Source organism: Corynebacterium sp. KPL1986 (genome assembly GCF_000477975.1).
In the GTDB taxonomy this organism is placed as follows: domain Bacteria; phylum Actinomycetota; class Actinomycetes; order Mycobacteriales; family Mycobacteriaceae; genus Corynebacterium; species Corynebacterium accolens.
In genome coordinates this window covers 461902-487668 of the sequence record NZ_KI515719.1, presented here as the reverse complement: position 1 = coordinate 487668, position 25767 = coordinate 461902, and the positions used below count along the sequence as shown (strand labels likewise).

23 protein-coding genes are annotated in these 25767 nt (G+C 58.5%); 4 read left to right on the top strand and 19 right to left on the bottom strand.

Annotated features, from left to right (window positions below):
- The first annotated feature begins 4 nt into the window (after nt 1-4).
- Both HMPREF1287_RS02245 and HMPREF1287_RS02240 read left to right on the top strand, forming a co-directional pair.
- Nucleotides 5-787 (top strand): thiazole synthase, encoded by a 783-nt coding sequence (locus HMPREF1287_RS02245; protein WP_023017899.1) that lies wholly within the window; start codon nt 5-7, stop codon nt 785-787.
- Nucleotides 787-1944: a ThiF family adenylyltransferase gene (locus tag HMPREF1287_RS02240; protein WP_023017898.1), complete on the top strand. Its 1158-nt coding sequence runs from the start codon at nt 787-789 to the stop codon at nt 1942-1944. Before HMPREF1287_RS02245 ends, HMPREF1287_RS02240 begins: the two co-directional genes overlap by 1 nt.
- A gap of 137 nt (nt 1945-2081) precedes the next feature.
- Here HMPREF1287_RS02240 and HMPREF1287_RS02235 read toward each other — a convergent pair whose 3' ends face one another.
- The 19 genes from HMPREF1287_RS02235 to uvrA form a co-directional block, all read right to left on the bottom strand.
- The gene (locus HMPREF1287_RS02235) at nt 2082-3119 is read right to left on the bottom strand and encodes an ornithine cyclodeaminase (protein WP_005280341.1); all 1038 of its coding nucleotides are present in this window, start codon (nt 3117-3119) and stop codon (nt 2082-2084) included.
- 13 nt (nt 3120-3132) lie between these two features.
- A complete protein-coding gene (locus tag HMPREF1287_RS02230; RefSeq protein ID WP_023017897.1) occupies nt 3133-4650 on the bottom strand; it encodes an amino acid permease in 1518 nt (505 codons plus the stop codon).
- 216 nt (nt 4651-4866) lie between these two features.
- On the bottom strand, nt 4867-6297 hold the full coding sequence (argH, locus tag HMPREF1287_RS02225; RefSeq protein ID WP_023017896.1) for an argininosuccinate lyase: 1431 nt from the start codon (nt 6295-6297) through the stop codon (nt 4867-4869).
- Nucleotides 6298-6303: 6 nt separating this feature from the next.
- On the bottom strand, nt 6304-7524 hold the full coding sequence (locus tag HMPREF1287_RS02220) for an argininosuccinate synthase (protein ID WP_023017895.1): 1221 nt from the start codon (nt 7522-7524) through the stop codon (nt 6304-6306).
- Between the two features lie 78 nt (nt 7525-7602).
- Entirely contained in the window at nt 7603-8085 is a 483-nt protein-coding gene (locus HMPREF1287_RS02215) for an arginine repressor (protein WP_023017894.1), read from the bottom strand.
- A gap of 2 nt (nt 8086-8087) precedes the next feature.
- Nucleotides 8088-9008: an ornithine carbamoyltransferase gene (gene argF, locus HMPREF1287_RS02210; RefSeq protein ID WP_023017893.1), complete on the bottom strand. Its 921-nt coding sequence runs from the start codon at nt 9006-9008 to the stop codon at nt 8088-8090.
- Nucleotides 9005-10183 (bottom strand): acetylornithine transaminase, encoded by a 1179-nt coding sequence (locus tag HMPREF1287_RS02205; protein WP_023017892.1) that lies wholly within the window; start codon nt 10181-10183, stop codon nt 9005-9007. The genes argF and HMPREF1287_RS02205 overlap by 4 nt, the downstream gene beginning before the upstream one ends.
- On the bottom strand, nt 10180-11115 hold the full coding sequence (argB, locus tag HMPREF1287_RS02200) for an acetylglutamate kinase (protein ID WP_005282711.1): 936 nt from the start codon (nt 11113-11115) through the stop codon (nt 10180-10182). Before argB ends, HMPREF1287_RS02205 begins: the two co-directional genes overlap by 4 nt.
- Before the next feature lie 8 nt (nt 11116-11123).
- Nucleotides 11124-12293: a bifunctional glutamate N-acetyltransferase/amino-acid acetyltransferase ArgJ gene (argJ, locus tag HMPREF1287_RS02195; protein ID WP_023017891.1), complete on the bottom strand. Its 1170-nt coding sequence runs from the start codon at nt 12291-12293 to the stop codon at nt 11124-11126.
- A 28-nt stretch (nt 12294-12321) separates the two neighbouring features.
- Nucleotides 12322-13365, bottom strand: a complete 1044-nt coding sequence (argC, locus tag HMPREF1287_RS02190) for an N-acetyl-gamma-glutamyl-phosphate reductase (protein ID WP_023017890.1) — start codon at nt 13363-13365, stop codon at nt 12322-12324.
- Nucleotides 13366-13567: 202 nt separating this feature from the next.
- Nucleotides 13568-16084 (bottom strand): phenylalanine--tRNA ligase subunit beta, encoded by a 2517-nt coding sequence (pheT, locus tag HMPREF1287_RS02185; RefSeq protein WP_023017889.1) that lies wholly within the window; start codon nt 16082-16084, stop codon nt 13568-13570.
- Between the two features lie 23 nt (nt 16085-16107).
- The gene (gene pheS / locus HMPREF1287_RS02180; protein WP_023017888.1) at nt 16108-17154 is read right to left on the bottom strand and encodes a phenylalanine--tRNA ligase subunit alpha; all 1047 of its coding nucleotides are present in this window, start codon (nt 17152-17154) and stop codon (nt 16108-16110) included.
- A 120-nt stretch (nt 17155-17274) separates the two neighbouring features.
- Complete coding sequence (locus tag HMPREF1287_RS02175) at nt 17275-18081, bottom strand: RNA methyltransferase (RefSeq protein ID WP_023017887.1); 807 nt, start codon at nt 18079-18081, stop codon at nt 17275-17277.
- 93 nt (nt 18082-18174) lie between these two features.
- Nucleotides 18175-18600, bottom strand: a complete 426-nt coding sequence (locus tag HMPREF1287_RS02170; protein ID WP_005280328.1) for a TM2 domain-containing protein — start codon at nt 18598-18600, stop codon at nt 18175-18177.
- A 163-nt stretch (nt 18601-18763) separates the two neighbouring features.
- Nucleotides 18764-19147: a 50S ribosomal protein L20 gene (gene rplT, locus HMPREF1287_RS02165; protein ID WP_023017886.1), complete on the bottom strand. Its 384-nt coding sequence runs from the start codon at nt 19145-19147 to the stop codon at nt 18764-18766.
- Nucleotides 19148-19203: 56 nt separating this feature from the next.
- Nucleotides 19204-19398, bottom strand: a complete 195-nt coding sequence (rpmI, locus tag HMPREF1287_RS02160; RefSeq protein ID WP_005280326.1) for a 50S ribosomal protein L35 — start codon at nt 19396-19398, stop codon at nt 19204-19206.
- A gap of 36 nt (nt 19399-19434) precedes the next feature.
- Nucleotides 19435-19956, bottom strand: a complete 522-nt coding sequence (gene infC / locus HMPREF1287_RS02155) for a translation initiation factor IF-3 (protein WP_081443661.1) — start codon at nt 19954-19956, stop codon at nt 19435-19437.
- A gap of 271 nt (nt 19957-20227) precedes the next feature.
- Nucleotides 20228-21082 carry a hypothetical protein gene (locus HMPREF1287_RS02150; protein WP_023017885.1) on the bottom strand — a complete coding sequence of 285 codons (855 nt, stop codon included), beginning with the start codon at nt 21080-21082 and terminating at the stop codon, nt 20228-20230.
- A 65-nt stretch (nt 21083-21147) separates the two neighbouring features.
- Complete coding sequence (gene uvrA / locus HMPREF1287_RS02145; RefSeq protein ID WP_023017884.1) at nt 21148-23988, bottom strand: excinuclease ABC subunit UvrA; 2841 nt, start codon at nt 23986-23988, stop codon at nt 21148-21150.
- A gap of 64 nt (nt 23989-24052) precedes the next feature.
- On the opposite strand from uvrA, the gene HMPREF1287_RS02140 reads away from it, so the two are divergent.
- Nucleotides 24053-24655 (top strand): MBL fold metallo-hydrolase, encoded by a 603-nt coding sequence (locus tag HMPREF1287_RS02140; RefSeq protein ID WP_023017883.1) that lies wholly within the window; start codon nt 24053-24055, stop codon nt 24653-24655.
- A 77-nt stretch (nt 24656-24732) separates the two neighbouring features.
- Nucleotides 24733-25749, top strand: coding sequence for a DoxX family protein (locus tag HMPREF1287_RS02135; protein WP_023017882.1), 1017 nt, complete (start codon nt 24733-24735; stop codon nt 25747-25749).
- Nucleotides 25750-25767: the final 18 nt, after the last annotated feature.

Below are 25767 nucleotides of genomic sequence, written 5' to 3'. Positions count from 1 at the left end.
TCCGATGCTTACTATTGCAAATAAACAATTCGATTCGCATCTAGTAATGGGAACCGGCGGGGCCAGCAGCCAGGACATGCTGGAGCAATCCCTGGTTGCCAGCGGTACGGAGCTCACCACCGTCGCCATGCGCCGGCACAGCGCTAAGAGCCCCGGTGGCGAGTCCATCTTCGAGCTCTTACAGCGGTTAAGCATTGACGTGCTACCCAACACTGCGGGATGCCGCACCGCCCGCGATGCCGTGACCACCGCCAAGTTAGCCCGCGAGGCGCTGGGCACCAATTGGGTGAAGGTAGAAGTGATCGCGGATGATCGCACGCTTCTACCGGACGTGGTGGAGCTCGTGGATGCGTGCGAGATGCTGGTTGCTGAACGATTCGTGGTGCTGGCATACACGAGTGACGATCCGGTCATCGCCAAGCGGCTAGAAGACGTGGGCGTGGATGCGGTGATGCCTTTGGGCTCGCCGATTGGTACGGGTCTAGGCATCCTGAACCCGCACAATATTGAGCTGATCTGTTCGCGCACCCAGGTTCCCGTGCTGCTAGATGCCGGTGTGGGCACGGCCTCCGATGCTGCACTGGCCATGGAGCTGGGCTGCGATGGCGTGCTTTTAGCCAGTGCCATCAACCGCTGCCAGGATCCCCTGGCGATGGCGACTGCAATGAAATACGCCGTGGAAGGCGGCCGGTTGGCCCGCCAAGCTGGGCGCATTCCGAAAAGGCAGCATGCCGTGGCCTCGTCATCGTTTGAAGGGTTGGCGAGCTGGGAAGATAAGGTCCTGTAATGAGCCAACTGCCCCGCGAAGAGCTGCATAGAGTGGCCCGCCAGACCCTGTTGCCCGGTTTTGGCATCGCCCAGCAGGAAGCGCTGCACGGCACCCACGTATTTGTCATCGGCGCTGGCGGATTGGGATGCCCCCTGATGCAGCAACTGGCTGCCGCCGGTGTGGGCGAGATTTCTGTTATCGACGACGACACGGTGGATCTGACCAATATCCACCGCCAGATCCTATTCGGCACCCAGGATGTGGGTAGATCCAAGGTGGACGTCGCCGCCGAAAAGCTCGAACAGCTGCAGCCCGGCATCGTGGTGCATGCGATTCGCGACCGCCTTACCGCCGACAACGCCGTGGATTATCTCCGTGGAGTGGACATCCTGGTGGATGGTTCCGATACGTTTGCCACCAAATTCCTAGCCGCTGATGCTGCGGAGATCACGGGTACCCCGCTGGTATGGGGCTCGGTGCTGCGATTTCGCGGCGACTGCGCAGTGTGGTGGTCTGGACCCGGTGCCGAATCGGGCGTGGGCATGCGGGACCTCTATCCCCTGCAACCCGATCCCGATTCCGTGCCGGATTGCGCCACCGCCGGCGTGCTGGGCGTGACCACAAGCGTGGTCGCGGGCCTGATGTCGACCGAGCTAATCCAGTTCGCCACCGGCATGAACCGCGACCGGGTAGGTCTGTTGAGCATCTACGATGCCCTGACTTCCTCCATCACTCACTTCCGCGTGCCCCACGACCCGGCACGTGAGCTAACCACACAGCTGCAGCACAACTACGGTGGCGCTGCCTGTGCCTTACCGGGGGCCGAAGATACCGCGGCGATGTTCGACGATCTGCGCGCCGGCGCCGTGGCCATCGATGTACGCGAAGCCGGGGAGGCCGCCATTGATGATTTCTTTTTTGACGCCACCGCGAAGCATTACCACTTACCGACCACCGTGTGGCAGGAAGATCCAGAGGCAGCGCGCTCCCTGCTCGATTCCCTGCAGGGCGCGGGGCTTAGCGACGCCTGGGTGTACTGCGCCTCCGGCAAGCGATCGGCCAGCTTCATCTCGGCCTTCGCTGAGGAAGCCGAACAGCGTGGCATTATGCTGCACAACGTTGCAGGTGGCATAAAGAGCCAGCCCGCAACATTCCACGGGATGCCGGATCACTAACTAGTGCAAAACATCCGAATATGACAAAGGGTCCTTGTCTTGCAGGAAGACAAGGACCTCTTACAACTTCTAGGGATAGTGGTTCTCACCTTAGCGAGGCAGAGGGAGAAGTTGGATCCCTCTGCCCCACCCGTGCCTTAAAGCAGGGACGGAACGTTAGCAACCAAGGAGAACAGATCCTTAGGATCGTCCGGGTTGGCAATGATGTCAATCTCGGACTCCAAGTCGGTGCCCTTGACGGAATCGCGCAGGTAACGCAGCGCGGAGAAGTCATTGATGGCGAATCCGACATCATCGAAAAGCGTGATCTGCTCATCATCGTCGCGGCCGGTGGCCTGACCGGTGAGCACCTGGTAGAACTCCACGACCGGGAAGTCTTCCGGCTTCTGCTGGATTTCGCCCTCGATGCGGGTCTGCTCAGGGAATTCCACGAAGACCTTGGACTTGTCCAGGATGGAGCTCTCGAGCTCGGTCTTGCCTGGGCAGTCACCGCCGACTGCGTTGAGGTGTACGCCTGGGGCAACGTGGCGATCAGCAAGAATCTGGTTCTGAGCCTTGTCGGCGGTGCAGGTGGTAATGATATCTGCGCCCAGTACTGCCTCGTCGACGCTAGAGCAGGCGGTGATATTAAAGCCAAGTGGCTCCAAGTTACGCTTGAACTTTTCCACTGCTTCAGGGTCGATATCGTAGATGGTGATGTCTTCGATGCCCATGACGCCACGGAAGCCCAGTGCCTGGAACTCGGACTGCGAGCCAGCACCAATCATCGCCATGCGCTTGGAATCCTTGCGCGCAAGGTGCTTGCCCACCATGGCGGAGGTGGCGGCGGTGCGCAGCGCGGTAAGGAGGGTCATCTCTGCTTCGAAGGTCGGGTAACCATTGTCGACGTCAGCGATAACACCAAATGCGGTAACGGTCTGGTAACCGCGAGCAGGGTTGGACGGGTGACCATTAACGTACTTGAAGGAGTACTCCTTACCGTTAGAGGTAGGCATCAGCTCGATGACGCCGAACGGGGTGTGGGAGGCAACGCGCGGAATCTTGTCAAAGCGCTCCCATTCGCGGTAGTCAGCCTCGAGGTAATCCACCATTCCAGTAATGATGTTCTCTACGCCTTCGCGCTGAATCCAGCGCGCCATATTTTCGACGTCTACAAACTTAACAGCGTGGTTCATAAGAATTCCTTTCTTAGTTCTTGGAGTGAAGGTCTGTTTGTGGTGCGGCAGGGAAGCTCGAGGTTGGCAGGTGCTTTGCCTTCCTCTCCTCCGCAATAGTGCGGATACGCTCGCGCCATGCAAACCACATTGCCACAAAGACCGGAATGAGCAGCACGGTCGATGCAAGCGCATAGGTTCCGATCGGATAATCAAAGGCCATCAGGATAATTACCAGGCCAATGAAGATCAGTACCGCCCAGTCTCCGCCTTGACCAAATGGTGAGCGGTACCCAGGACGAGTATAACGCCCACTCTTGGATAGTTGGATAAACCTCAGGTGAGATAGAGCAACCGCAGCCCACGAGGCTAGAGTGCCCAACGCAGCCAGGTTGAGGACGATTTCGAATGCCATCTCAGGCACGACATAGTTGAGGAAGACACCTGCCAAGCCCACCAGGGCTGCCATCACGATGCCGCCATAGGGCACGCCCGACTTGGACATACGGGCACCGAACTTCGGGCCCGAGCCAGAGGTAGACATGTTGTACATAATGCGGCCGGTGGAATACAGGCCAGCATTAAGCGAGGAAATAGCGGCTGTAATAACCACCAGCTGGAAGATTGGAGCGGCCACGCCAACGCCAAGGGACTCAAAGAAGGTCACAAAGGGCGACACTTCTGCCACGTAGTTGGTGTACGGCAGCACTAGGGTCAACAGCAGAACAGAGCCAAAGTAGAAGACCAAAATACGCAGGAGGACGTTGTTTACCGCGCGCGGGATGTGCTTTTCTACGTCCTTGGTTTCACCGGAGGTGGTACCCACCAGCTCGATACCTGCATAAGCAAAGACAACACCCTGGATGACAATCACGGCAGGTAGCAAGCCATTAGGCAACCAGCCACCGGTACTAGAAATCAGGCTGAAGCCAGTCGGGTCTCCACTCGGATGACCAAAGATTAGAACACCGATGGCCACGAGCATAAAGATAATCAGAGCGACGATCTTAATCAGTGAGAACCAGTATTCGAGCTCACCGAAGATCTTCACCGAAAGCATGTTGAATACCAAGATGCTGCAGATGACGACGAGGGCAAGCGTCCACTGCGGTACCGAGTCAAGCCATGTTGTGTACTGGCTAAACCACTTGATGTAGATGGCCACCGCAGTACCATCCGCGACCAGAGTCATGGCCCAGTTTCCCCAGTACAGCCAGCCGGTAACAAACGCAGCCTTCTCGCCGTAGAACTCTCGAGCATAGGAGACGAAAGAGCCGGAGCTTGGGCGGTAGACGATGAGCTCGCCAAGGGATCGCAGGATTATGTAGCCGAAGAAACCACAGATGAGGTAAAGCACCGCTAGGAACGGGCCGGCGGTTTGCAGGCGGCTACCAGTACCCAAAAGAAGACCGGTACCAATCGCGGAACCGATGGCAATCATCTGTAGCTGGCGATTGCCCATCCCCTTTTGAAGGCCATGATCTTCCGATGCGAAAACCGCCTTCTCATTCTCGTGCGGCCCAGTACTAGACGGCGGAGAATTTTCAGTCATTTAGAGATCGTCCTTTCATTGGCAGGAATGCGTGTACTAGGTCTCATTCCTCGAAAAGACATTAACACAACACTATGTAACCCATGTCACCACTACCCCCAATTTGTTCAACAACACGGTTAGTACCTTGGGAATGAGTCGATCTCCTACCCCCGTTGGAAATATAAAAGAACCGCATGGCCATAGACCATGCGGTAAGAAGGGGGATTTCGCCAGTTAGCGCAACGGCTTCTGCGCCCACTCGCGCGCCGCGGCGGCATTTTCGCGGACGGTTTCGCGCTGCTCAGCAACGCGGACGCCGGCGGTTCCGCCTTTTGTTGTGCGGGAAGCAACGGCACCGTCGATGGTCAGAACCTTGCGCACCTCTGGGGTCAGTCGCTTGTCGACGCCCTTGAGTTCCTCATCAGTGAGGTCCACCAGGTCCACTCCCCGCTCTTCGGCGATGCGTACGCACGCGCCGGAAGCTTCGTGTGCTTCGCGGAAGGGCACGCCTTGGCGCACCATCCACTCGGCTAGGTCGGTGGCCAGGGTGAATCCGCGTGGCGCCAACTCGCGCATCCTGTCCTCATTGAAGGACAAGGTGGACACGAGCCCGGTCATCGACGGCAGCAGCAAGTTGAGCTGTGCTACCGAATCCACGATCGGTTCTTTGTCCTCTTGTAGGTCGCGGTTATAGGCCAGCGGCTGTGCCTTCAGCGTGGATAGCAAGCCAGTGAGGTTGCCAATCAGGCGCCCAGTCTTGCCGCGGGTAAGTTCCGGGATATCCGGGTTCTTCTTTTGCGGCATGATGGATGAGCCCGTGGACCATGCGTCGTCCAAGGTGACGTAGCCGTATTCCGGGGTGCACCAGTAGATGATCTCTTCTGCCAGCCTGGACATGTCAACGGCAATCTGTGCCAAGACAAAGGCCGTCTCCGAAGCGAAATCGCGTGAAGCGGTGCCATCCAAGGAGTTTTCAGCGGCTGAATCGAAGCCGAGTTCCGCCGCGATGGCCTCTGGATCAAGCTGCAGGGAGGAACCTGCGAGTGCACCCGAGCCATACGGGGATACGGCTAGCCGCTTATCCAAGTCCTGCAGGCGCTGAATATCGCGCAGCAGTGGTTGGGCGTGGCCCAGCAACTCGTGCGCAAGCAGGATGGGCTGCGCGGCCTGGGAGTGAGTTTTACCCGGCATGATGGCCTTGGGGTGCGCTGCGGCTTGATCCGCTAGGTCATCGACAAGCTCGGAGACATGCAGGGTCGTATCGCGGATGGCATCGCGCACCCACATGCGAAAGAGCGTGGCGACCTGATCGTTGCGGGAACGTCCCGCGCGCAGGCGGCCGCCTACTTCGGGCCCGACGATGTCGATGAGGCCACGCTCCATGGCGCCGTGCACATCTTCATCGGTGGGTGCTGGGACAAATTCGCCCGAAGCAACCTTCTCCCCGAGCTCGGTGAGCCCGGTCAGCATGGTGTCGAGGTCGGCATCGGAAAGCAGCCCTGCCTTGTGCAGCACCTTGGCGTGCGCCTTCGAGGCGAGCACGTCGTAAGGGGCAAGTACCCAGTCAAAATGGGTGGAAACCGAAAGGGCGAACATCGCCTCGGAAGGGCCGCCGGAGAAGCGGCCGCCCCAGAGTGCGCCTTCGTTAGTCTTGTGTGGTTCCATCGGTGCCTATTTCTCTGCGCTGGTGGGGAAACCACCCTCGCGGTCACGCTGGTTGGAAATCTGGGTGGACAAGCCGTGCAACTGGACAAAGCCCTTTGCCGCGGTCTGGTCGAAGGTATCGCCGGTGTCGTAGGTAGCCAGATCGAAGGAGTACAGCGACTGGCCGGAGCGGCGGCCGGTCACGGTCGCGGTACCTGCGTGCAAGCTCAGGCGGATATCGCCGGTGACGTTCTCCTGGGATTCCTCGATGAAAGCATCCAGGGATCGCTTGAGCGGCGAGTGCCACAGGCCGTCGTAGACCTCCTCGGACCACCGCGCATCCGTCAGGCGCTTGTAGCGTGCCAGCTCGCGTTCTACCGTGACATCCTCCAGCGCTTCGTGCGCCTGGATGAGCACCATGGCGCCCGGTGCCTCGTAGACCTCGCGGGACTTAATGCCCACCAACCGGTCCTCTACCATGTCCAGGCGGCCGATGCCCTGGGCGCCAGCGCGGCGGTTGACTTCTTCGATGACCTGCAGCGGGGTCAACTTCTTGCCATCGACAGCAACCGGAACACCCTTCTCAAAGGAAATAATGATCTCATCTGGGGCGTTGCCCAGGCCTGGGTCTTCCGTATATGCGTAGAGATCCTTTGTCGGCGGGTTCCACAGATCCTCCAGGAAGCCGGTTTCTACCGCACGGCCCCACAGGTTCTGGTCGATGGAAAATGGCGAGGCCGCCGATTGCTCAATGGGCAGGTTAATCTCTTCGGCAAAATCGATGGCCTTATCGCGGGTCCATGCATAATCACGCGCTGGGGCGACGATCTCTAGCGATGGATCCTGGGCGCGGAAGGACACCTCAAAACGCACCTGGTCATTGCCCTTACCGGTGCAACCGTGAGAAACGTGCGTTCCGCCGTGCTCCTGCGCGGCCTTTACGAGATGCTTGGTAATAAGCGGACGGGAAATGGCAGATACCAGCGGGTACTGCTTCATGTACATGCCATTCGCCTTAATGGTGGGCACGCAGTATTGCTCCGCAAACTCATCTTTGGCGTCGATAACGATGGATTCCACCGCACCGCAATCGAGCGCACGCTGGCGTACGGACTCCATATCCTCGCCGCCCTGACCCAAGTCGAGGGAAACGGCAACGACATCGCCGCCGGTCATCTTTGCCAGGTATGGAATGGCTACCGAGGTATCGAGGCCACCGGAATAGGCCAAGACTACGCGTGCAGACATGCTAAGACTCCTTAATTAATTGAAAACAATTCGGTTAGTTAAATAATATACGAGCGGGTGTGAGAATGCCACAATTTATTAAATCCTCTGCGAGGTCAGCGTCTCCGCCAATTCTGCGCCGGTAACTCCCTCGCGCGCCAGCACAAAGATGGTGTCATCACCAGCGATGCACCCCACCACGTCATGCAGACCCACTCGGTCGATAAAGCTGGCGAGGTATTGCGCCGCGCCCGCTGGTGTGCGCAGCATCGCAATATTCATCGAGGAATCGTGGGAGACCACCAATTCATCCAACATGCGCCGCAGCTTCTCGCGCGGACCGCCCACCTGGTCTTCGAATTGCTCCAACTCGCCGGCGACCATATAGTACGAGCGCCCGCCATCTCGCTTGACCTTCTTCGCCCCCAGCTCATCAAGATCCCGCGAGAGCGTAGCCTGCGTAATATCGATGCCTTCTGATAGCAAGAGCTCCGATAATTGCACCTGGCTCGTGACGCGATTGCGGTCCAGGATTTCCAAAATCTTTGCCTGCCGGGCAGTACGAGTGCTCGGGGTACTCATGGCTAGCTATTCTCCTTATTGATATCGAGCAACCACACCAGCAATGCCTTTTGGGCATGCAGGCGGTTTTCCGCTTCATCAAATACCCGGGACTGCGGTCCATCGATAACCTCTGCGGTCACCTCGTTTCCACGATAGGCCGGCAGGCAGTGAAGGAATACCGCGTCCATTTTAGCCTTAGCCATCACGTCTTTAGAGACCTGATACGGCAGGAACGGGGTCCGCCTGTCCTGCCCATCGTTTTCCTGTCCCATAGATACCCAGGTATCCGTTATTACCACATCAGCGCCTGACACTTCTTCCACATCATCGGTCACCGTCACATTGCCGCGCTGCCGTGCGCGCTCGACAAATTCGGGACGCGGTTGGAACCCTTCCGGTGAAACGATGGAAATATCCATGCCTGCGGTAGCAAAGCCAATCATATAAGAATTGGCCATATTATTATTGCCGTCCCCAAGATAAACCGCCTTGCGGCCTGTAAGGTCACCTAGGTTTTCCCGGCAGGTCAGGAGATCGGCCAGGATTTGGCAGGGATGCAGGTCATCAGAAAGCGCATTGACCAGCGGCGCCGTCGAAGTCTCCGCCATCTGTTCCAGGTTGTCGTGGGCATAAGTGCGCCAGACAATGGCCTCTACGTAGCGGGACAAGACCGCGCCCGTATCCTGATAGGACTCGCCCTTACTCATATGAGTGCCAGAAGAATCAACGGTAATGGCGCTGCCGCCCATGTGCGCGATTCCGGTTTCAAAGGAAAAGCGGGTGCGCGTGGATGTCTTATCAAAAAGGACGGCTACCGTCTTTGGCCCCTCCAATGGGCGCCGCGCGAACGGGTCGGCCTTGAGCTGGACCGCCAAATCGAGGACTTCCTTTTGTTCCTCTGGGCTCAGGTCATCATCGGCTAGAAAATGGCGCAAGTTCATACTAATTCCTCCACAATGGTGCGTAATTTTTCCAGGGCAGCATCAATTTCTTGCTGCGATATGATCAGCGGCGGGGTAAGGCGCAGGACGTTCTCGCTCGGGGCGTTGAGAATAATCCCCTGCTCGAATCCGCGCTTGACGGCCTCGCGAGCAACCGGTGCATTTAATACAACTCCGAGCATGAGACCGCGCCCGCGCACCTCGCTGACCCCGGGAATCTCCTTGACTTGCTGCGCCAAGTACTCGCCTTTGGCGGAGACCTCATTCAAGAACTCCTGATCCAGGGCATCGAGTACAACATTGGCCGCCGCACACGCCACGGGGTTTCCGCCAAAGGTGGTCCCGTGGGAACCTGGCTGGAATAAGTCCTTGGCGCGCCCACGGGTGATGGTGGCGCCGATGGGCAGTCCGGCACCCAACCCCTTGGCCATGGTGATGACATCGGGGGAAATTCCCTCAAACTCGTGGGCAAAGAACTGCCCCGTCCGCCCGGCCCCAGCCTGGACCTCATCGACGATGAGCAAGATCCCGTGCTCATCGCATAACTCAGAAACGTCCTGCATAAAACCGGCAGGGGCAGGAATGACTCCGGTCTCGCCCTGAATGGGCTCGAAGATGATGGCGGCGGTATCCGCGGCGTCTTGCTCCACCAACTGGCGCAGGTAGTCGATATCGCCGTAAGGGTAAAATTCCACGCCACTAGGCAGTGGGCGGAATGCCTTTTGCTTATCAGGCTGCCCAGTCATGGCCAAAGAGCCCATCGTGCGGCCGTGAAAACCATGGTGCGCAGCAAGGATGCGCCGCCTACCGGTCAGCCGCGCGAGCTTGAATGCCGCCTCGTTTGCCTCCGATCCGGAGTTGCAGAAAAATACGCGCGCCTCACTATCGCCCACCCGTTCAATCAGCTTTGCCCCGGCGTCTAGCACGGGTTGGGTGGCAAAAAGATTGGAGGTATGCACAAGGGTGCGGCTTTGCTTGGCAACAGCATCTGCTACCTCCGCATTGCCATAGCCCAAGGAATTCACGGCGATACCGGCCAGCAGGTCAATGTAGTTCTTCCCGTTTTCATCAGTAAGGGTGGCGCCCTCCCCGGACACCAGGCCGAGTGGCGGCTGGCCATAGGTATTAGCCAGCGTTTCTGACCACCGACCGGTTAATGTTTCTTGCGTGCTCATGCGATATCGTCCTTCCTGAACACTGTGCCTTCGGGATAATCGTGCTTTTCGTAATCATCGGGCAGGACCATCGTTCCAATGCCACCCGGAGTTAAAAGCTCAAGGAGCACAGAATGGCCTATTCGGCCGTCGATGACGTGCGCGGCGGATACCCCGCCCTGCACGGCATTGAGGCAGGATTCCATTTTGGGAATCATGCCGGAGCTCAGGCCGGGAAGCAGCCCGGTAAGCTCATCGCTTTCGATTTTGGAGACTAGCGAATCCTTATTTGGCCAGTCGGTATAAAGGCCTTCCACGTTGGTCAAGATGACCAGGCGCTCTGCTCCCAACGCGCTCGCTAGCGCACCCGCGGCGCTATCGGCGTTGATGTTATACACCTCGCCATCGGCTCCAGGTGCGATGGTTGAGACCACCGGGATGCGGCCGGCTTCGATGATGTCATTGACGGCTGCCGGATTGACCTCCACGATATCGCCCACCATCCCGATATCGGTTGCCTCTCCTTCTACCTCCACAAACCGCTTGGTAGCGCGGAAAAGCCCAGCGTCTTCGCCACTTGTGCCCACGGCGTAGGGCCCGTGCGAGTTAATGAGGTTCACCAGACCGCGGCCGACTTGGCCAAATAGCACCATGCGCACCACGTCCATGATTTCGGGCGAGGTGACGCGGAAACCGCCCTTAAACTCGCCTTCTATGCCGAGCTTATCCAGCATGGAATTGATCTGCGGTCCGCCGCCGTGGACGACAACGGGCTTTGCTCCAATGGTGCGCAGAAACACCATATCCGCAGCAAAGGCTTCCTTGAGCTCCTCATCCACCATGGCGTTTCCGCCATACTTGACGACGACGATTTTATCGCGGAAGTGCTGCAGCCATGGCAAAGCTTCAGCCAGCACCGTAGCGCGTTCTTGATTATTCAGTCCGGGAAACATTTCTCCTCCTAGGAGCTATACGCCGAGTTAATCTCAACGTAGGAGTAGGACAAGTCCGTGGTGCGGACGAACGCTGTACCCTCACCGCCGGTGCCGAGATCCACGCGGACATCAATATCCGCCCCGCTCAAGTCCACATCGCGGGCCCCGGGCGCGCCCGTCGAGTATTCGCATACCGGCTGGTCATTGAAATAGACGGAAATATTGTCTGGGTCCATGTCTGCATCCGCCATGCCGACGGCGGCCAGTACCCTGCCCCAGTTGGGATCGGAGCCAAACATGGCGCACTTGAATAAATTGTCCCGGCCCAGGGTGCGAGCGGCATTGAGCGCTTGCTCATCAGATTCCGTGCCTTCGACGGTGATCTTTACGCGCTTTGTCACTCCCTCAGCATCGGCTTGGAGCTGATCCGCAATATCCGCGCAGACCTCTAGGATTGCCTGGTCCAACTCCTCTTCGCTGGGCTGCACGCCGGAGGCCCCTGAAGACATAATGATCACGGTGTCATTGGTGGAGGTCGAACCATCCACGTCCAAGGTATTAAAGGTCTGTGCGCAGGCTTTTTCCAGCGAGCTTTGCAAGACTGCCGCGTCAACGACGGCATCGGTAGTAATGCAGACCAGCATCGTGGCAAGCGACGGCGCCATCATGCCAACGCCCTTGCCCATAGCGCCCACGGACCATCCATCGCCAGCAAAAGCGGATTCCTTAGGGACGGTGTCCGTGGTCATAATCGCAGTGGCGGCGTCATTGCCGTGCTGTGGGGTCGTTCCCACGTGATTGACGACGTCCGCGATGCCTGCAAGTGCATTGTCCATAGGCAGCGGCTCGCCGATGAGCCCGGTAGAACAGATGGCAATATCCTTCACGGCGATTTCCGTGCCATGGGATACGGCATCGACCATTGTGCGTGCATCGACATCGCCTTGCGCGCCATTGCACGCATTGGCATTGCCGGAGTTGATGACTACGGCGCGCAACTGGCCATCCGCTACCGCCTCGCGGGAGACCTTAACGGGGGACGCCACCACGCGGTTGCGCGTGAACACTGCCGCCGCGTCCGAGCGCGGGCCTTCATTGATAATCAATGCCAAGTCCGACTTGCCGGAGGGCTTGATTCCGGCCTTTACGGCGCCGGCGCTAAATCCGGCGGGTCCGGTGATTCCTGGTGTAGTCATCATATTCTCCTCTTCTTAATGCGCAGCCCTACGGGGCGACTGCGGCTTGGGGCAATCCCAAAGTTTCTGTCCATCCCAATGCAAGGTTCATGCATTGCACGGCGGCACCGGCGGTACCCTTGCATAAATTGTCGAGCGCCGCGGTGATGATGAGGCGGTGGGAATTGTCATCGACGTGGACTTGGATATGCACCATGTTCGTACCCACCACGTTCTGGGTTTCCGGTTGCTGGCCTTCTGGCAGCACGAGGCAGAAAGGCTCATCTGCATAAAATTCTTCGAAGGCGGTGCGCACCTGCTGCTTGCCGATTCCCCCTTTCAGCTCCGCCGTAATCGTCGCCAGAATCCCACGGGGCATGGGTACAAGCACCGGGGTGAAACTCACGGATACCTCGTCGCGAGAAAATGGTTGCAGGTTCTGCACGATTTCCGGGGTATGCCGGTGAGTGCCGCCTGGTTTATATGCCTTAACGTTTCCCATGGTCTCCGCGCCCAATTGCGCGACGGATGCCTTCTTTCCCGCTCCGGAGACGCCGGTAATAGCGATCACGGACAGGGCGGGGTCAACGAGCTCGCGGGCAATGGCGGGCAACGCCCCCAAGGTAATGGCCGTGGGGAAACAACCAGGCACGGCTACCCGGTTTGTACCTTTGAGGTTCGACCTATTATCAGGGATCTCCGGGATGCCGTACGGCCACTGCCCCGCATAATTCCCGCCGTAATAGGCAGCCCAATCACTCTCCTTGCGGAGCCGAAAGTCAGCGGCGCAATCGATGATGGTGACCTCACCGCCCAATTGCTCCGCCAGCCGCGCCGAGTGTCCGTGCGGCAAGCCCAAGAAGACGACGTCATGTCCCGCAAGTTCCTCGGGCGTGGTGTCAGCAATGACGCGATCCGCCAGCTGCGGGAGGTGCGGCATAATTTCTGCGACGCGCTGGCCCACTTGGGAATTTCCCGTCAAGGCACCAATGCGCAGGTCACCGGAGTGATAGGCAGGGTGGGATAGCAGCAGGCGCAGTATCTCTCCGCCGGCGTACCCTGTGGCCCCTGCCACTGCTACTGAAATCGTCATAGGAGGAACTATAGCAAGAAATACGCTCCACTGTATGTTATTCAGTGAACTGGATTACTTTTCGCAGCTCATAGGGCATGAAAATAATTAAAAATCTGCATGAAAAAGCAGAACGGCGAAGACCCAAGACCCGAGTGGCTTATGTGCCACCAAAGTCTGGTTCTTCGCCATTTAATGCAAAAGGCTAGGCTTCTGGCCCGTCCTATGCTCGCATTTCTGCACCGAAGCGCTGCTTGGCCAATTCGGCTGCCGTCGTGCGGTGCTCGTTGACCTCTTCATCGGTCAAGGTACGGTCCGCAGCGCGGAATTGCAGCTGGAAGGCCAAGGACTTCTTGCCCTCACCCAATTGCTCACCGCGGAAGATATCAAACAGGTCGACCGACTCGATGAGGTCTCCTGCGCCCTCTTCCACCGTTGCGCGCACCTTTTCCGCTGGAATATCTTCATCCACCACCAGCGCGATGTCCTGGTGCAAGGCTGGGAATGCCGACAATACCGGCGCTGGGAAGCGCTCGGTCAGCGGCAGCGCGGTGATATCAAGCTCCATCGCGCACGTGCGCGGTGGCAGGTTGAGGGCTTCGAGCACCTGCGGATGCAATTCACCGGCATAGCCCACGATGTCATCTGTTCCTGCCACCTTGATGGCGGCGCACCGGCCTGGGTGCCATGGCAGGTGGTCCGCGGCTTCAACCTCGATATCCAGGCCAGCGGCGCGGGCCACCAAACGCGCGGATTCAATCGCGTCCGCGTAAGTGTAATCGCGGCCTTCGCCCCACGGGCCCTCGTGCTCCATCTTGCCGGTTGCAACGGTTGCCACGTGCAAGGGCTGTTCAGGAAGCGTGCGCAGGAGTTCTTCTACCACTTCATCGCCAGGGCGCTGCGCAACAGACGGCATGGGTGAAGATTCTGCGCGCTTGAAGGCCACCTGTTGCAAGCCATAGAGCGCCAGATCTTTGCGGCCGCGAGCTACGTTGCGGCCCAAAGCCTCAAGCGTTGCGGGAAGCAAGGTCGTGGCCAAGATGGCTTTGTCAGATTCCAAGGGATTCTGCACGGCGACGGTGTTGCGGCGGGCATCGTCAGCCGCAAGGCCCCACACATCAAAGGTGTCGTTTGCGATAAACGGCGTGGGCAAAACCTCTGCATAGCCGGCATAAGCCAAACCGTGGCCGATGGCGCGGCGGCGCTTTTGCGCTGGGGTCAAACCGCGACCGCCTGCCGGGGTGGGCAGAACGGTGGGGATATCTTCCAGGCCTTCCAGGCGCAGGACCTCCTCGATGAGGTCAACATCCATGGAAATATCGGTCCGCCACGTCGCGGGCGTGACCTGCAGAACCGAATCCGAACCTTCCTCGACCGTGCAGCCCACCTCTTTAAGGCGAGAGATAACGGTCTCGCGGGAGTATTCGACGCCGGCGTATTCACTCGGCTTTTCCGCACACAAGCGAATGGCTTGGGGCTCGGCTACCTCTCCGACGAGGGTACGTCCCTTTTCCACCGTTCCGCCCGCGATGGAGTGCAACAATGCACACGCAATGTCGAGGGCCACCTCAACGATGGCTGGATCGACGCCGCGCTCAAATCGGCGGGATGCCTCAGAGGAAAGCTTGTGGCGGCGAGAGGTACGGGCGACGGTAATGGGATCCCAGATAGCGGATTCGAAGTAGACATCCGTGGTCTGATCAGAAATCTCTGAGTGCGTGCCGCCCATAACACCGGCCAAAGATTGGATGCCGTTGTCATCGCAGATGACCACGTCCTCACCAGAGAGCTCGCGCGTGACGTGATCAAGGGTCTCAAACTTCTCGCCCTCTTGTGCATTGCGCACCGTGAGATCGCCCGCGACTTCATTGGCATCAAAGGCATGCATCGGGGTGCCCAAAAGCAACATGACGTAGTTGGTCACGTCCGTTGCCACATTGACGCTGCGCTGGCCGCACAGCATGAGTTCGCGCTCCATCCAAAATGGGGTGCGCGCCTGCGGATCGATGCCGCTTACCTTGCGCACGCCAAATCGCTGCGCCTTGGTCTCCTCGCGCAGATCGATGTTGATAAGCGAGCCTTCTGCCTCTGGAACCGCAGAGGTATCGATCCCGGCCACCGCTGGAGCATCGGCGACGTCCTTAAACTCCAAGTCAAAGGAAGAGGCGATTTCGCGGCTTAAGCCACGCGCAGATAGCGCGTATCCGCGGTCCGGGGTGATGTTGACGTCAAAGTCGGTATCGGACAGGCCGATGACTGGACGGGCATCTTCGCCTACCATATCCGCGACTTCCTCACCCAGCACGATGATGCCGTTTGCCTGCGCGCCAAGGCCCAGCTCAGCAGCGGAGCACATCATGCCATTGGAGATGTGATCATAGGTTTCGCGCGCCGCGATTTTGAACCCACCGGGCAGCTCTGCGCCGGGCAGGGAGACTACAACGTAATCGTGCAAGCGGAAGTTACGCGCACCGCAGATAATGCCCTGCAATTCACCGGTGCCATTTGCCTGGCCAACGTTGACCTGGCAGTACCGAATGGGCTTTTTGAACTGCGTGAGCTCTTCGATTTCTACGACCTGGCCGATAACCAACGGGCCAGTGGTCTCAGGGATCGGCTCATATCCTTCGGTTTCAAACCCCACGCGGACGAAACCGGAGTCCATATCGGCAGCGGACACGCTCCAATTCGGATTGGAGGCGCCAAGGATACGGGTAACCCAGTCTTGGGAAATAAGCATGATGTATCTATCCTTTCTGGGTTTTAAGCCTGTACGCCAAAGGGCAGGGTGAAGCGGACATCGCCTTCAACCATGTCGCGCATATCGGTCAGTCCATTGCGGAATTGCAGGGTGCGCTCAAGGCCCATGCCGAACGCGAAGCCCGTGTATTCTTCCGGGTCAACGCCTACCGCGCGCAGCACGTTGGGGTTGACCATTCCGCAACCGCCCCATTCGATCCAGCCGGCGCCGCCCTTTTTATTGGGGAACCAGACGTCCACCTCCGCGGAAGGCTCCGTGAACGGGAAGTAATTCACGCGCATGCGCGTCGTGGTTTCGGGTCCGAAGAGCACCTTGGCTAGGTGCTCGAGCGTTCCGCGCAAATGAGCCATGGTCAGGCCCTTATCCACGGCTAGGCCCTCCACCTGGTGGAAGACTGGGGTGTGGGTGGCGTCCAGCTCGTCCGTGCGAAAAACGCGCCCTGGGCAGGCGATGTACAGGGGCACATCGCGCTCGAGCATCGTGCGCACCTGCACAGGCGAGGTGTGCGTGCGCAGCACCTGCTTGGAGCCTTCCTTGCCCACGTGGAACGTATCCTGCAGGGTGCGCGCTGGGTGATCCGGCTTGAAGTTCAGGGCATCGAAATTAAAGTACTCGGCCTCAATCTCTGGGCCATCGGCGATTTCCCACCCCATGCCAACGAAAATATCGGCAATGCGCTCGGATAAGGAGGTAATGGGGTGCAGCGCACCCGTTTGCGCCCGGGTCGTAGGAATGGTGACGTCGACGGTTTCGGCCTTGAGCTGGGCCTCGCGGGCCTGCTGCTCCAATTCCTCCTTGACCTGCGCAAAACGCTTTTCCATCTTGCCGCGGGCCATGTTGACGGCCTTGCCGGCGGCTTTGCGTTGCTCCTTAGGTATTTGGCCGAGGGATTGACGGGCTTGCGGGATATACCCGTTATCGCCTAAGTGCTCGCGGCGGGCAGCGGCGAGATCCTCCAGGGTCTCTGCTGCTTCGAAGGCTGCGATAGCCTTATCGGCCGCGGCCCCCAGGGCCTGTTCGGTCAATTCGATCTGCGGTGTATCGGACACGTACTTCGTACCTTCTTCTCGCGCGAAAACTAACGCGTGCAATCTTACTCTGTCACTAGGACACGGACAGCCCCAGGGACCCCCTTTTCATTCGCTACCGCGGAGCAACGCGATTGCGGCCTAGTTCTGGTCCTGCGCCTTCGCGGATTCGTACAAGCAGATGCTGGCCGCGGTGGCAAGGTTGAGTGACTCCGCGCGCCCCCGCAGCGGGATGCGTACCCGCATATCGGCCTCTTCAAGCAGCTCGCCCAGCCCGTGGGCCTCATTGCCGAAGAGCCAGGCGGTGGGTTGGGAGAGGTCGGCATCGGCAAGCTCTACTTCCCCATCCGCGGCTGTGGCGACGATTTGCATGCCAGACTTGCGCAGCTGCCCCAATACGTCCTTGATATTTGGATCGCGCGCGACGGGGACGTGGAATAAGGAGCCGGCCGAAGCGCGAGCAACCTTGCTACCTAGAGGATCCACGGTCTCGCCCGCGAAGATCACGCCATCGGCGCCCATCGCATCCGAAGTCCGAATCAACGTCCCCGCGTTTCCGGGCTCAGAGGTAAGAACCGGTACCGAAATCAACTTCGGCTTCCCGTTGAGGATCTTTCCCGCAGACCACAAGACGGAGGAACTGCACAGAGCGAAAATTCCCGTCGTCGTCGCGGTATCGGCCAGGTGCTTGGCGGCCTTGTCCGTAATGGGGTGGACGTAGACATTCATATACCCACAGGCCGTAACGATGTCCGCAAAGCGCTCGGCAGCCTTCTCCGTCACGAATACGTCCGTCGCCGCACCCGTAGACACCGCAGCATCCACCGCATTTTCGCCCTCGATAATGAACTGCTTGGCCTTCTTACGATTAGCAGCCCGGTGCAATTTCGCCGCGTTGACGATGCGCGGAGTGCGTTCAGTAAAGGCGGAGTCAAAGTCTAAATTCATAGGCCCTACCCTACCTTGGGCGCTGAACCGCTCGTTTCACGCCATAGGCATGACAAAGCCCTGCCAGAAATCCGGCAGGGCCATGGCAAAAAATTACTTCTTTAACGGGACTCCGCGTGCGTCCTTGTCGTAATCGCCCACGCCAAGGAGAATCATGAAGAACTCAATGAACACCCAGATTCCTAAAACGGTCCAGAAAAGGAAGCCCAATAGGAACCAGAAGGTAAACCAGCCAAGAATATTCAGCGACAACTGCACGACCCCATAAGTTGTGCGGCCAGTGTAGAAGTTATGCGCGCCGACACTGCCCAAGAAGAAGCACAGAAGCAACGCAGCTACCCAGGACTTTTGGTTACCTGCCGCCGCATATTGTTGCTGAGGATAGCCCTGCTGCGGGTAGCCCTGCTGCGGATAGCCACCAGAGTGGAATTCCTGGGAGTAATACGGCCGATCCTGGCCAGGAAATTGACTCGAATAAGGGTTGCCTTCTGGTTGCTCGCGGTTATATGGGCTCGTCATGGCGCGGAGTTCTCCTTGCAAATGCTGGGTTTATAGCCCCATTAATTTAGCACACACATCGGACAGGTTATTAGCAGGCTTGAGGCAGTGAGATAGCACAGAACCCACCCCTCACCGTGTCGAGCGGTGTGGAGTGGGCAATCAGCTATGTAGCTGGAGAGGCTTACGCAGCCTTCGGTGCGTTGACGTCCTCAGGCAGGGCGGCCTTAGCGGTCTCGCACAGTGCGGAGAAAGCCTCGAAGTCGTTGACGGCAAGCTCGGCGAGGATCTTGCGGTCTACCTCGATCTCAGCCAAGCGCAGGCCGTGGATGAGGCGGTTGTAAGTGATGTCGTTCATGCGGGCAGCAGCGTTGATGCGCTGGATCCACAGCTTGCGGAACTCGGACTTACGCGCGCGACGATCGCGGTAAGCGTAAGTCATAGAGTGCAGCCACTGCTCCTTAGCCTTACGGTACAGGCGGGAACGCTGACCACGGTAGCCCTTGGCGGACTTCAGGATCGCGCGACGCTTCTTCTTTGCGTTAACTGAGCGCTTTACTCGTGCCACAGTAATACTTCCTTAAATTCTGGTTGAGATGGTGGATGTGGGTTGATTGGGCGCTATTAAGCGCGACCGAGCAGGCGCTTGACGCGCTTGGTGTCTGCCTGGGAGACGGACTCGGTGCCCTTGAGGCGACGGGTACGCTTGGAAGGCTTGCCCTCCAGCAAGTGGCGACGGTTTGCCTGCTCGCGGCGCAGCTTGCCGGAACCGGTCACCTTGATGCGCTTTGCGGTGCCCTTGTGGGTCTTCTGCTTCATGAGTATTAAGTCCTTAAATCCTACGTGGAATACGGTTTACTTTTTGCCCTTACGAACCGGACCCAAAACCATGGTCATATTGCGACCATCCTGCTTGGGGCGGGACTCAACTACGCCAACCTCGGCGACGTCATCGGCCAACCGCTCCAAAAGCCGGAAACCCAGCTCCGGTCGCGATTGCTCACGGCCGCGGAACATGATGGTCACCTTGACCTTGGATCCCTTTTCCAGGAAGCGAACTACGTTACTCTTCTTGGTCTCATAATCGTGATCGTCGATCTTCGGACGGAACTTCTGTTCCTTCACCACGGTCTGCTGCTGGTTCTTACGAGATTCGCGAGCCTTCTGGGCTTGCTCATACTTGAACTTGCCGTAGTCCATGATTTTGGCAACTGGGGGCTTAGCCTTAGGAGCTACCTCGACCAAATCCAGGTCAGCTTCATAGGCAAGCTTGCGGGCATCATCGGTACGGACGATACCCACCTGTTCACCACCGGGGCCAACAAGACGGACCTCGGGTACTCGGATACGCTCATTAATGCGAGCTTCAGCGCTGATTGTGGTTCTCCTCGATTAGGGGGTTATGGGTAATGAGTTCACCTACCGTGGCCCACAAACGAATTTAACCCGGTCTGCCATAGACAGCCGGGAGATCTCACAGAGCCAGACACGAATGCCTGGTTACCTTTACCGTTATCCAACGAACCTGAAGTTCGCGGCATCGGGTGGGAGAATCTCCGCTTGTGACCCAGGTTCCTGCAAAAGGTACCTTGGGCGGTAGTGGATATGACAGTAGCAGCCGCCACTACTTAAGGCAAACCGCGGCGAACTAGCTATCCTTACAGGAGGAATCGGGCTCTAATTTTTCATCCGCGATGGCTTTGTCGATAGCCTTGAGGACGTCATCGGCAAGGTCATCGATCGCGGCGGAGCCATTCTCGTAGTCCTCGCCCTCGACGATGACGCTTAGGGCTACCCCTACCCTTTTGCCGTCCTTTTCATGCACGCCGAATTGCCGGAAGGTGTAGTCATCGCTATTTTCATCGAGTCCCCAGCCGCTTTTTGCCCGGGTGCTTGTGTGTTTGGAGAGGCCAACGTTTTGCCATTCCACGATGTCATTTAATACTTCATGGACGTATTCGGCTTCCTTAATGCAGGGCAATTGCGCACCGAAATTTGCCTGCTCCTGCAATGGCCAGGTGGCATACCCGAAAGAACCTTCCTCGATGGAGGCTTTCGAGCCGTACTCGCGCAAGAGCTTTTCCACCGCCTCTGAGGCCTCGCCTTCCTCCCACTGCACCTGCGACCACAATGCGTAGGCGGCGTCATTGTCGGATTCCTTTATGGCCAAATCCACCAAGGATGGATCGGCGCCGTCTTGCAGCGCCGTAATGGCGATGGGCACTTTGATGGTGGACCATGCTGGGCTCTCACCTTTGTCTCCCGCGGAGATTTTTTCTTCGCCGGCGGAGATGGCCACGCCAACCTTGGCATCGTAGTCCTTGGACACTGCGTCAACTGCGCGGTCTAGATCTTTGGCGATTGCGGCATCGGCATTATCGCTAGCGCTTGCCGATGCCCCTTCCCCCGCCGTATCCGGCGCCTGCTCAGGCGACGAGCACGCCGACACGGCAGCAAGCGATACCGTGGCCAGTATCGCTCCTAATCTCTGCCGCAGGTTCATTCCTCACAGACTAGTCCATGATTTAAAAAGAGGACAATTTTTCACAGAAACTATCGCCCTTATTTTTAAGGCAGCATTTCCTTGAGGTAGCCGCCGGTATAGGAACCTTCCACTTGTGCAACCTTTTCCGGAGTACCCTGCGCGACCACGGTGCCGCCGCCGGCACCGCCTTCGGGCCCCATATCCACAATCCAGTCCGCTGCCTTGATGACATCGAGGTTGTGCTCAATGATGAGCACGGAATTGCCCTTATCTACCAAGCCTTGGATAACCAGCATCAACCGGCGAATATCTTCAAAGTGCAGACCAGTCGTCGGCTCATCCAAGATATAGATGGTGCGGCCATTGGTGCGCTTTTGCAGCTCCGAGGCAAGCTTCACGCGCTGGGCCTCGCCGCCGGACAACGTGGTGGCGGCTTGGCCGAGGCGGACGTAGCCTAGGCCAACATCGACAAGCGTGGCCAAGTAACGGTGGATGGAGGTGATGGGCTCAAAGAAGTCCGCGGCCTCAGAAATCGGCATGTCCAGCACTTCCGCGATGTTTTTGCCCTTGTAGTGGACCTCCAGGGTCTCGCGGTTATAGCGCGCGCCCTCGCAGACCTCACACGGGACATAAACATCCGGCAAGAAATTCATCTCAATCTTGATGGTGCCATCGCCCTGGCAGGCCTCGCAGCGCCCGCCTTTGACGTTGAAGGAAAAACGGCCGGCCTTGTAGCCGCGCACCTTTGCTTCTTGGGTCTCCGCAAAAAGGTTGCGAATCTTATCAAAGACGCCGGTATAGGTAGCCGGGTTGGACCGCGGGGTGCGGCCAATCGGGCTCTGATCCACCTGCACCAATTTATCCAGGTGCTCAATGCCCTCCACGCGCTTGGCGCGCCCAGGAACCTGCCGGGCGCGGTTCAAGTTATTGGCCAAGGTCTTGGCCAGGATTTCATTGACCACGGTGGACTTGCCGGAGCCGGATACACCGGTAATGCACACCAGCACGCCGAGCGGAATCTCAACGTTGATTCCCTTGAGGTTATTTTCCCGGGCACCAACCACCTTCAGGGTGCGGTCCTTATCGATCTCGCGGCGGTGATCCGGAACGGCCAGGACCTTGGAACCGGATAGGTACTGCCCCGTTAAGGACTCCTTTACCTGCTCCACGCCGGCGGGCTCGCCTTGGTAGACCACTTCGCCGCCGTATTCGCCGGCGCGCGGGCCCACATCCACGAGCCAATCGGACGAGCGAATGGTGTCCTCATCGTGTTCGACCACGATGAGCGTATTGCCGATATCGCGCAGGCGCTGCAAAGTCGAAATCAGGCGGTGATTATCGCGCTGGTGCAAACCGATGGACGGCTCATCCAAGACGTACAGCACCCCGGCGAGCCCAGATCCAATCTGCGTGGCCAGGCGGATGCGCTGGGCCTCGCCGCCAGACAGGGTCGAGGCGCCGCGGTCCAGGGTGAGGTAGTTAAGGCCCACATCCAATAAGAAGCGCAGGCGGGCTTGGGTCTCCTTCAACACCGCCCCGGCAATGATTTCCTCGCGGTGTCCTAAGACCAGCGAATCCAAAAACTCCGAGGCATCCTCGATGGACAGGGCGCTAAGCCCCGCGATGGACTGTTCGCCATGCGTGGTCGACGCCAGGCGCACGGCGAGGATTTCCGACTTCAGGCGCGTTCCCTTACAGGTGCTACACGGCACCCGGCGGGTGTATTGCAGCAGCCGATCCTTTTGGGACTGCGAATCCGTCGTATCCAATTTGCGGTGCAGGAATCCGACGGCACCCTCAAAGGGCGCGGTCCAATTGCGCTGGCGGCCATAGCGGTTCTTATAGCGCACCCGCACCTCGGTTTCGGTGCCGTAAATCAACGCATCGCGCTGCTCCTTGGTCAGCTCGCTGACGGGGGTCTGCGGGTCAAAGCCCAGGGCCTTGCCCAAACCTTCCACGAGTTTGACGAAGTACCGGGAGTTCGGGCTGGAATGCCACGGCTGCACGGCATCAACGGCCGGGGCATCCGGATCCGGGATGAGCAGGTCTACATCCACTTCGAGCTTCGTGCCCAAGCCATCGCAGACCGGGCAGGAACCAAAGGGCGCGTTAAAGGAAAACGCGCGCGGTTCGTATTCCTCGATGGTAAGGGTATGGCCATTGGGGCAGGCCGCCTTCTCGGAATAGGTATGCGTGAGTTCTTCTTTATCAACGAACTCGATGGTGACGAGGCCATCGGCAAGCCGCAAAGCCGTTTCCACGGAATCGGTCAGGCGCTGCTTCTGCGATGCCTTAACCTGCAGCCGGTCCACCACCACCTCGATGGTGTGCTTAACCTGCTTCTTCAACTTCGGCGGATCACTTAATTGATGGGTCTCACCATCCACGCGCACGCGGGAGTAACCCTGCGCCGAAAGATCTTGGAAGAGGTCAACAAATTCACCTTTGCGCTTGCGGGCCACCGGGGCAAGCACCTGGAACTTCAGCTTTTCTTCCTGCTCCAGTACGGCATCAACAATCTGCTGCGGCGTCTGGCGCTCGATGACGGCATCGCACTTGGGGCAGTGCGGGGTGCCGGCGCGCGAGAAGAGCAAGCGGAGGTAATCGTAAATCTCCGTAATCGTGCCCACGGTCGAGCGCGGGTTGTGGTTGGTGGATTTCTGATCGATGGACACCGCCGGCGAAAGGCCGCCGATGTATTCCACGTTGGGTTTATCCATTTGGCCCAAAAACATCCGGGCATAGGAGCTCAACGATTCCACGTAGCGGCGTTGGCCCTCCGCGAAGATGGTATCGAAGGCCAGCGAGGACTTACCAGAGCCCGAAAGCCCAGTAAAAACCACCATTTTATCGCGCGGAATATCGATATCCACGCCCTTGAGATTGTGTTCCCGTGCGCCTCGCACAATCAATCGTTCTGCCACTGCGCTCCAGCCTCCACATCATAGATTTTAATCTCCCCTTGAATGTACCCGTAGGCTGGGACGTATGACTAACGAGCTACATCTTCACCAGATCTCCGTTTCGGAGATGGACAATAACTGCTACCTGCTCACCGCCGGCGACCAAGGCTTGCTTGTCGATGCCGCCGATGATGCCCCCGCCATCCTCGACATGGCCCGCGAGGCAGGCGTTGACATCACCGCCGTTCTCACCACGCACCGCCACTGGGATCACGTGCGGGCGCTCGGCGAGGTCCTGCAGGCCACCAACGCAAAGCACTACGCCTCCTTCATTGATTCGCCGGCCATTCCAGAAGACGTAGACGTTGAGCTGCGCGAGGGCGATTCCATCGAGTTTGCCGGCATGAAATTGCCCATCATCATCCTGCGCGGCCATACCCCCGGCGGCGTGGCGCTCGTGGCCACCGTTGACGGCGTCACCAACCTGTTTGTGGGAGACTCCGTTTTCCCCGGTGGATTGGGTCGAACGACCTCTGAGGGCGACTTTGTGCGGCTATATAAGGACGTCACCAAGCGCGTCTTCGAGGAGTTCCCAGATAACGCCATCATTCGCCCGGGGCATGGCAAGCCCACCACCTTGGGGGAAGAACGCCCCAAGTTGGGTGATTGGTGGGAGCGCCGGTGGTGATCTAGGCGGCTATTTCAGCGTATAATGGTCAATCACACGATTGGTCTAGAACAACGAGCTAAGGAGCTTAAAGGACTATGATTCGCAAGTTTGCCCGCCCCATGCTGGCATCGGTATTTGTATGGGAAGGTGTAGACGACCTGCGCAATGCCTCGGAGCACACCAAGGAAACCGAAGGCTTCCTCAAGACCCTGCGCAAGTTCGTCCCCTCCGGTTACAAGAACCTCATTCCCAATGATCCGGAGCTAGCTACCCGCGCCCTTGGCGGCGCAAAGATCGGTGCAGGTACCACCTTGGCTCTGGGCAAGGCACCCCGCACCTCCGCAGCCGTGCTGGCTGCCGCTACCCTGCCCAACTTGGTGGGCAAGAATAACTTCTGGGCCGCAGATAATAAGAAGGACAAGGAAGACCGTCGCAACGGCTTCATTACTAACACCGCCCTGCTCGGCGCGCTGTTTATCACCACCCAGGACACCGAGGGCAAGCCGTCCCTGCGCTGGCGCGCACAGAAGGCCGGTGAGCGCACCAATAAGAAGATTCAGCAGGCGCTGCCCACCAAGTCTGAGTCTCAGGAAAAGCGCGAGGAGCTTTCCGCTCGCGCCAGCGAGCTGTCCAATAAGGCCGGCGACTGGTTCAATGAGACCTCCCAGAAGGCTCAAGCCTATGTGGATGACAACAAGGATGACTGGCAGTCCACCGGTCGCGGCCTCCTGGATACCGCCAAGTCCTATGTCGATGACGCCAAGGACTACGTCGATGACAACAAGGATGACTGGCAGGATTCCGGCCGCGACTTCTTGGACAACGCAAAATCCTTCATCGAGGACTCCGTAGATAGCGCCAAGTCCTACGTTGATGACAACAAGAAGGACTGGCTGAAGTCCGCTGAGTCCAACGCCAAGACCGCCCGCAAAGGTGCCGTCAAGGCCGCGAACAAGGCACAAAAGCGCGCCGATGACGCCGCATCGAAGCTCGACAAGGCAGACTCCAAGCGCGCTGCTAAGAAGGCTTCCAAGCAGGCAGACAAGCTGCAAAAGAAGGCTAATAAGAAGATCGACGCCGCTATCAAGAAGATTGAAAAGCGCGCTAAGTAATTCGCCTTAACCCTCGCA

Coding starts and splice junctions, on each gene's coding strand:
- argF (WP_023017893.1), bottom strand. CDS start 9,008: ATGAACTTGCGCCATTTTCTAGCCGATGATGACCTGAGCCCAGAGGAA.
- argB (WP_005282711.1), bottom strand. CDS start 11,115: ATGTTTCCCGGACTGAATAATCAAGAACGCGCTACGGTGCTGGCTGAA.
- argJ (WP_023017891.1), bottom strand. CDS start 12,293: ATGACTACACCAGGAATCACCGGACCCGCCGGATTTAGCGCCGGCGCC.
- HMPREF1287_RS02135 (WP_023017882.1), top strand. CDS start 24,733: ATGATTCGCAAGTTTGCCCGCCCCATGCTGGCATCGGTATTTGTATGG.
- HMPREF1287_RS02230 (WP_023017897.1), bottom strand. CDS start 4,650: ATGACTGAAAATTCTCCGCCGTCTAGTACTGGGCCGCACGAGAATGAG.
- pheT (WP_023017889.1), bottom strand. CDS start 16,084: ATGCTTATTTCCCAAGACTGGGTTACCCGTATCCTTGGCGCCTCCAAT.
- HMPREF1287_RS02240 (WP_023017898.1), top strand. CDS start 787: ATGAGCCAACTGCCCCGCGAAGAGCTGCATAGAGTGGCCCGCCAGACC.
- HMPREF1287_RS02220 (WP_023017895.1), bottom strand. CDS start 7,524: ATGTCTGCACGCGTAGTCTTGGCCTATTCCGGTGGCCTCGATACCTCG.
- HMPREF1287_RS02150 (WP_023017885.1), bottom strand. CDS start 21,082: ATGAACCTGCGGCAGAGATTAGGAGCGATACTGGCCACGGTATCGCTT.
- rpmI (WP_005280326.1), bottom strand. CDS start 19,398: ATGAAGCAGAAGACCCACAAGGGCACCGCAAAGCGCATCAAGGTGACC.
- HMPREF1287_RS02215 (WP_023017894.1), bottom strand. CDS start 8,085: ATGAGTACCCCGAGCACTCGTACTGCCCGGCAGGCAAAGATTTTGGAA.
- HMPREF1287_RS02235 (WP_005280341.1), bottom strand. CDS start 3,119: ATGAACCACGCTGTTAAGTTTGTAGACGTCGAAAATATGGCGCGCTGG.
- HMPREF1287_RS02245 (WP_023017899.1), top strand. CDS start 5: ATGCTTACTATTGCAAATAAACAATTCGATTCGCATCTAGTAATGGGA.
- HMPREF1287_RS02205 (WP_023017892.1), bottom strand. CDS start 10,183: ATGAGCACGCAAGAAACATTAACCGGTCGGTGGTCAGAAACGCTGGCT.
- HMPREF1287_RS02175 (WP_023017887.1), bottom strand. CDS start 18,081: ATGAATTTAGACTTTGACTCCGCCTTTACTGAACGCACTCCGCGCATC.
- HMPREF1287_RS02140 (WP_023017883.1), top strand. CDS start 24,053: ATGACTAACGAGCTACATCTTCACCAGATCTCCGTTTCGGAGATGGAC.
- argH (WP_023017896.1), bottom strand. CDS start 6,297: ATGGAACCACACAAGACTAACGAAGGCGCACTCTGGGGCGGCCGCTTC.
- argC (WP_023017890.1), bottom strand. CDS start 13,365: ATGACGATTTCAGTAGCAGTGGCAGGGGCCACAGGGTACGCCGGCGGA.
- HMPREF1287_RS02170 (WP_005280328.1), bottom strand. CDS start 18,600: ATGACGAGCCCATATAACCGCGAGCAACCAGAAGGCAACCCTTATTCG.